Raw genomic sequence first — 6545 nt, 5'->3', positions numbered from 1 at the left:
GACTGTGACGAAACGACGCTGCAAAAGCAAACCCGCCCGGTGCGAGCCGGGCGGTTTTTTTTGTCTTGCGTACTGAGGCTGTGCGGGCTTACGCCTTGATGGCCGGCCGCATATGCGTAGACGCAAACGCCAGCCCTTCTTCGAAGGACGACAGCACCATGTCCACCTGTTCTTTCACGGTCGTGGCCTCTACCTCTTCATTGAAGAATGAGGGGCGGATGGTGACCAGCAGCGCATGCGGCAGGTTCTCGCGCAGGTCATGCACCACCGCCATCCACGCCTCCAGCTTCTCGCGCACCGGATAGACCAGGAACACGATGGACACCAGTTCCGCCTTGCTGGTATCCGGCTGTTCTCCCTCCGGCTGGTCCAGCGTGATGCTGCGGGCATCGATGCCGGTCACGCGCAGCGCATGCACCAGCAGTTCGGAGAGCAGGTCATCGCGCTCACCGCGCAAGCCGCCGCACAGCACCACCGAGCCCTGCGGCACATCCAGCGAACCCTGCCAGCGGCCCAGCCGCGCCTGACGCAGTTCACGCAGGTGCGCGCCCACGCCGCTGTTGAGCAGCGGCACTTCGCGCCGGCGACGCAGGCTGCGCGGTGCGCCCGGGCTCTGCGTGAGCACTTCGGTGAGTTGCGAGACCGAATGCAGCAGTCGTTCTTGCTGCGCACCCTCGATGCGGCCATGGCGCAGGTCCAATGCCGCCAGGGCCAGGCCCGGCAGCAGGATCTGGTCGCAATACTTGGCGAAGCTCTGCTTCTGAAGATGGCCGCGTGCATCACGGATGATGGCCTCCGATTCACCGGCCAGGGCGCGCTGGTAGAAGCGCTCCGCGTGCGTCATGTCCGGCGCTTCGCCCAGCAGGATGGTGATCGGTTCCAGTGCGGCCACGTGGCGTCCGGCCACCACCAGGCACAGGGTCAACGGGGTAGAGAGCAGCAGGCCGATGGGGCCCCACAGCGTGCCCCAGAACAGCGCCGAGACGATCACCGCCAGGGGAGAAAGTCCGGAGCTGTGACCATACACGCGCGGCTCGATGAAGTTGGCCACGATCACTTCCAGCCCCACGTAGAAGGCCAGGAAGGACAGCGCCAGCCACCAGCCCGGATCAATGGCGGCGATGAAGACCGAAATCATCAGTCCGGACGCCAGCGCGCCCAGGTAAGGAACGAAACGCAGCACCCCGGCCAGCGCACCCCACAGCACCGCATGCGGCACGCCGCCGGCGGCCAGCACCGCGCCCATGATGAGTCCGAACACCAGGTTGACCACGAACTGCGAGAAGAAGAAACGTGACACGCCCTCGGCGGCATCGCCCAGCGCCTGCATGGTGCGGCTCATCTCGGTCAGTCCGGCCAGGCGGATCAGGCGTTCGCGCAGGGATTCCTGTTCCAGCAGGATGAATACCAGCAGCACCAGCACGATGCCGGCCTGGCCGATCGGCCCCCAGGCCAGCGCAAACAGGCGCCGCAAGGCACCGCGCACCGACATGCGGGTATCGGCTTCGGGCGTGGCCGCCGCTGCAGCGGCGGCGGCTGCGGTCCGGCTGTTTTTCTTGCCGCTGCGCGCGCTCTCCGGAACCGGCTGCGGGATTACCGCGCTCAGTTCGGCTTCCAGCCGGGCGAAGGGGCGCTCGGCCATGGCGCGCACGCTTTCCACCTTGTCCTGGATACCTTCGCGATATTGCGGCAGGTCGCTGGTCACGCTCACCAGCTGGAAGGTCAGCACCACCGCCAGTGCCACCAGGCAGCCACCGACCAGCAGCACCGAGACCATGGCCGCCGCCGCCCGGTTCAGGCCCAGGGCATCGAGTTTCCTCACCAGCGGCAGGATGATCAGGCTGGCGATGCCGGCTACGGCCAGCGGAGCCAGGATGTCGCGGCCGAAATAGAGCATGCCCAGCACCACGGCAGCCCCCAGCAGGGTAGTGGAGCTCAGGCGCGAGAAGGCGGAAGTCTTGAGGTTTTGCATGGCGTGGATGTGGGCAGGAAGGCAGGCCGGTCAGGAATGCAGCGCGAGTATAGCCGTTGCCCTTGCGGTGCGCGCATGGCGGCTTGACGTTTTCTGCACCATGCCGCGCAAGCTCAGCTGTGGCGCGGCTTGCGGACGGGCCAGTTCAGCGGATCACTTCATACAGTTCCAGTGGCAGCCCATCCGGATCGGCGAAGAAGGTGAAGCGCCGGCCCGTGTATTCATCCACGCGGATGTCTTCCACCACTACGCCACTGGCCTCCAGCTCAGCCTTGCTGGCAGCCACGTCGGCCACGGCAAAGGAGAGATGGCGCAGGCCGCAGGCCTCGGGGCGCGAAGGACGGGCCGGTGGTGCAGGGAAGGAGAACAGCTCGACCTGGGTGCCATCGGGCAGGCCCAGGTCCAGCTTCCAGGAATCGCGCGCCTGGCGGTAATGTTCGGCGATCACGCGCAGACCCAGCAGGTCCACATAGAAGGCCTTGGAGACGGCATAGTCGGAACAGATGACGGCCACATGATGAATGCCTTGCAGTTGCATGGAATGCTTTCAGGAAAAGGGTTCAGCCGGGACGGCCTTTGGCACCCGCACCGTGTTGCGCCAGCCCGGCACACACCGCGCGCACCTTGTCACGCAGCCAGCGATGTGCCGGGTCCAGCTCGACGCGCGGATGCCACATCAGCGAGACGATGATGGGATCGGTCGCGATCGGCAATTCGAACAGATGGATGCCGGACGCGCTGCCATCCTTGCGCGGTGCGCCGGCCGTGGTGAGGAAGGAGCGGGGCACCATGGTCACCAGGTCGGAGGTCCGCACGACCGCCAGCGCTCCCGGAAAGCTCGGTACCACCGCCACCACCTTGCGCATCAGACCGCGCTCGGCCAGCGCGGCATCGAGTGCAGTGGCGCGGTCGCCGCGCGGCGAAGCGCTCACGTGTTCGTAAGCGCAATAGCGCTCGGCACTCACGCGCCGCAGGGCCGCCAGCGGATGCCCCACCCGGACTGCGCCCACGAAGCGGTCACGGAACAGGGTCTGCAGGCGCACCTCCGGCCCCATCTCGCTGGCCACGCCGATTTCGATGTCGGCGCTGCCTTCGCGCAGGGGCAGGGGGCTGCGCTCCACCTTGGGCGCGAAGCGCAAGCGCACCAGTGGCGCCTCGCTGGTGACGGCACTGATGAGCGCGGCACCACAGGCTTCGATGAAGCCCTCGTTGGCACGGATGGTGAAGTCGCGCTCCAGCCGCGCCACATCCAGTTCCGGTACCGAAGGACGCAACACCGAGCGCGCTTCATGTACCACGTTGCGCACACGCTCCTGTAGCGCTTCCGCGCAGGGTGTCAGGACCATCTGCCGCCCGGCCCGCACCAGCAACTGGTCGCCGGTCGCCTGGCGCAGGCGCGTCAGGGTGCGGCTCATGGCCGAGGCGCTCAGGCCAAGCCGGCGCGCAGCCCCGGCCACGCTGGCTTCGGCGATGAGGGCATCCAGAGCGATCAGGAGGTTGAGGTCGGTATCGGGCATGGCGGCATCCTAGCATGCGAGGGCTGACATGGCGTCCCGTGCAATGATCCAATGCAAGCCATGCGTCTTCCGCCTTGTCTCGCGGCTGGCTATAGTGAAGACCTGATTCGATCTTCCCAAGCGATCCCCATGTCACTCTTTACCGACCTGCCCGGCGACGAAGGCCTGCCGGGCGTGCAGCGCCGCCGCGCCATGCTGGCTGTCATGATGGCCACCACCATGGCCGTGTTCGACGGCACCATCATCAATGTCGCCCTGCCGCAGATCAGCCTGGCCCTGCAGACTTCGGCGGCGGCTTCCGTGTGGGTGGCCAATGCCTACCTGCTGGCCACGGCGATGACGCTGGCCGCGTTTGCGGCCCTGTCCTCACGGCTGGGCTTTCGTACCCAGTTCACGGCCGGGCTCGCCGTGTTTACGCTGGCGTCGCTGGGCTGCGCCCTGTCGCGCTCGGTGGATCTGCTCATTGCCATGCGCGTGCTGCAAGGGCTGGGCGGCGCGGCCATGCTGAGCATTGCGCCGGCCATCCATCGCACTGTCTTTCCCAATCGCCTGCTGGGCCGCATCCTTGGCCTGAACGCGGTGCTGGTGGCCGCCAGCACCGCCGTCGGTCCGGTACTGGGCGGCACCTTGCTGGCCGCGCTGGGCTGGGAGTGGATCTTCCTCATCAACGTCCCGCTGGGCATCGTCGCCGTGCTGCTGTCCTGGAGTGCCATTCCGGAAACACGCAAACCGGCCCAGGCCCCCTTCGACGTGGCCGGTGCGCTGTGGTCGGCGCTGGCCATGGGTGCCATCATCATGGCCGCCGATACCTGTGCGCGCTTTGCCGAACCGGGGCAGGGCACTCATGCCATGCTGGAGGCGGCAGCCTACGCGCTGGTGGCGCTGCTGGCCGGAGTCGCGTTCGTGCGCGGGCAGCGCCGCGTGCCGGAGCCGCTGTTGCCGCTGGACATCTTTGCCAATGCGCGTTTCTCGCTGGCCGCACTGACCTCGCTGGCGTCCTTCGTGGGGCAGGGCATCGCCTTCGTGGCCTTGCCCTTCCTGTTCCAGAACGGCTATGGCTACACCGCGTTTGAATCGGCGGCGCTGTTCACACCCTGGCCGCTGGGCATCGTGCTGGTGGCGCCGCATGCGGGCAAACTGGCGGACCGCCATTCCCCCGCGCTGCTGTCGAGCCTGGGCCTGGCGCTCTTTACGGTCGGCCTGGCTTTGCTGGCGCTGCTGCCCGATCACGCCCAGGCCTGGGACATCGGCTGGCGTGCGCTGGTGTGCGGCATGGGCTTCGGTTTCTTCCAGAGTCCCAACAATCGCGAGATGCTGTCCAACGTTGCCCGCGAACGCAGCGGCAATGCCTCCGGCGTGCTGGCCATCATGCGCACCTTCGGCCAATGCCTGGGAGCCGCCTTGCTGGGCACGGTCCTGGCGATTTATACCGCCGGTGCGGTCGCGCAAGGGGAAGCGCGAATGAGCGCGGCGCAGGATGGCGAGGCGATTCGTCTCGCACTGTGGATCGCGGTATTGGCCACGGCGCTGGCGACTGCGGTCAGCGCCAGCCGTCTTCGGCGCAAGGCGCAATCGCCCGCCTGATCTGGCCTGGCGGGCCATGGTGCAGAAAACGTCAACCCCCGCCGAGCTCATCATTGACTGAAATGTACCTAAATTGGTAACTTTTTAGTGAGCCGGTAAATCCTCGCTGATTCTCGCTTTGTCCCGGCAGGCAGGAGCATAGACTGCTTCTGCTTGCCGGCGTACTGACTGCACCAGGGCGAAACACAATCACAACAGCGTCCCGCTTCATCCTCCTCGCCCCGATCAAGCGTTCAGGTCCCGCAGTCCTTCCCGGGCAAGCTCCGTCAAACTCTCTTCGGTCTCACCTTCCATCGGCCGGGGGATACCGCAAAAGGGGGCAATACCATGGGCAAGTTGAAAGTCGTGACCAGGCTGGCGTTGGGCTTCGGCCTGATTCTCGTATTTCTGCTGGGCATTTCCGTACTGGGCATGGCAGGCATGTCGCGCATCAATGATGCACTCACCGACATCACTGCCATCAATAATGCCGAAACCAAGCTGGTCACCGTCTTGCGCAACGCATTGAGTCAGCGCGCCATCGCCATTCGCAATATTGCCTTGCTGGATGATCAGGAAAGCATGCGCGTGGAGTCGCAGACGCTGGCGCGCCAGGAAAAGATTTACGCCGATGCCTTGCTTGCGCTCGACAAGATGTTCAGCACGGAAGTGGCTACCAGCGAGCGCGAGAAGCAGCTCCTGGCGCAGATCAAGGCCGATGAAGCCGCCACTGTGCCGCTGATGGCCAAGGCGCTGCAGCTGGGCCTGGACAACAAGCCGGTCGACGCCGTGAAGGTGCTCATCACCGAAGTGCGCCCCAAGCAGCAGGCCTGGATCAAATCGCTTACCGAGCTGGCCGATTTTGAAGACCAGCTCAATGAGGAAGCTGCCGCCGACGCACGCACCACCTACGCCTGGCTGCGCACGGTGATGCTGAGTGCCGTCGCGCTGGCGCTGCTGGTGGGAGTCGCCGCCTCGGCCCTGATTGCACGCAGCATCTTGCGCCAGCTGGGGGCCGAACCGTCGGAAGCGCAGGCCATCGCGCGCGAGATCGCCTCGGGCGATCTCACCGCCACCGTGCGCCTGCGGGATGGCGACGGTTCCAGCCTGATGGCTTCCATTGAACAGATGCGTTACCAGTTGAACGTGATCGCACACGGCATCAAGTCGGCGGCCGAGACCATTTCGGTGGCCAGCGGCCAGATCGCGCAGGGCAACTTCGATCTCTCGCAACGTACCGAAGAACAAGCCGCCTCGCTGGAAGAAACCGCCGCCAGCATGGAAGAGCTGACCACCACCGTGCGCCAGAACACCAGCCACGCCGCCGAGGCGCTGCGCCTGTCGGGTGGTGCGGCCGAGACGGCAGCCACCGGCAGCGAAGCCTTCGATCGCGTGGTCTCGACCATGGACAAGATCTCGGCCAGCTCGGGCAAGATGGCCGACATCATCGGCGTGATTGAAGGCATCGCCTTCCAGACCAACATCCTCGCCCT

General features: G+C 65.8%; 5 protein-coding genes. 2 read left to right on the top strand and 3 right to left on the bottom strand.

Going from position 1 to position 6545, the window contains the following annotated elements; genetic code table 11:
* Nucleotides 1-88 precede the first annotated feature (88 nt).
* From B3873_RS22015 to B3873_RS22005, 3 genes are all read right to left on the bottom strand, one after another.
* Nucleotides 89-1972 carry an AI-2E family transporter gene (locus B3873_RS22015; protein ID WP_286869085.1) on the bottom strand — a complete coding sequence of 628 codons (1884 nt, stop codon included), beginning with the start codon at nucleotides 1970-1972 and terminating at the stop codon, nucleotides 89-91.
* 145 nt (nucleotides 1973-2117) lie between these two features.
* Nucleotides 2118-2510 carry a VOC family protein gene (locus tag B3873_RS22010; RefSeq protein ID WP_034334270.1) on the bottom strand — a complete coding sequence of 131 codons (393 nt, stop codon included), beginning with the start codon at nucleotides 2508-2510 and terminating at the stop codon, nucleotides 2118-2120.
* A 22-nt stretch (nucleotides 2511-2532) separates the two neighbouring features.
* Nucleotides 2533-3489 carry a LysR family transcriptional regulator gene (locus B3873_RS22005; RefSeq protein ID WP_276837670.1) on the bottom strand — a complete coding sequence of 319 codons (957 nt, stop codon included), beginning with the start codon at nucleotides 3487-3489 and terminating at the stop codon, nucleotides 2533-2535.
* Nucleotides 3490-3618: 129 nt separating this feature from the next.
* Between B3873_RS22005 and B3873_RS22000 the strand changes: the two genes are divergently transcribed.
* Complete coding sequence (locus tag B3873_RS22000; RefSeq protein WP_286869084.1) at nucleotides 3619-5073, top strand: MFS transporter; 1455 nt, start codon at nucleotides 3619-3621, stop codon at nucleotides 5071-5073.
* A gap of 327 nt (nucleotides 5074-5400) precedes the next feature.
* Nucleotides 5401-6545 (top strand): MCP four helix bundle domain-containing protein (locus tag B3873_RS21995; protein ID WP_286869082.1); only part of this gene is annotated, 1145 nt, incomplete at its 3' end.

The sequence above is a fragment of the Herbaspirillum sp. UBA812 genome, from assembly GCF_002296545.1.
In the GTDB taxonomy this organism is placed as follows: Bacteria; Pseudomonadota; Gammaproteobacteria; order Burkholderiales; family Burkholderiaceae_D; genus Herbaspirillum; species Herbaspirillum huttiense.
The sequence above is the reverse complement of the archived record's forward strand: the minus strand, read 5'-3'. Positions and strand labels throughout refer to the sequence as shown.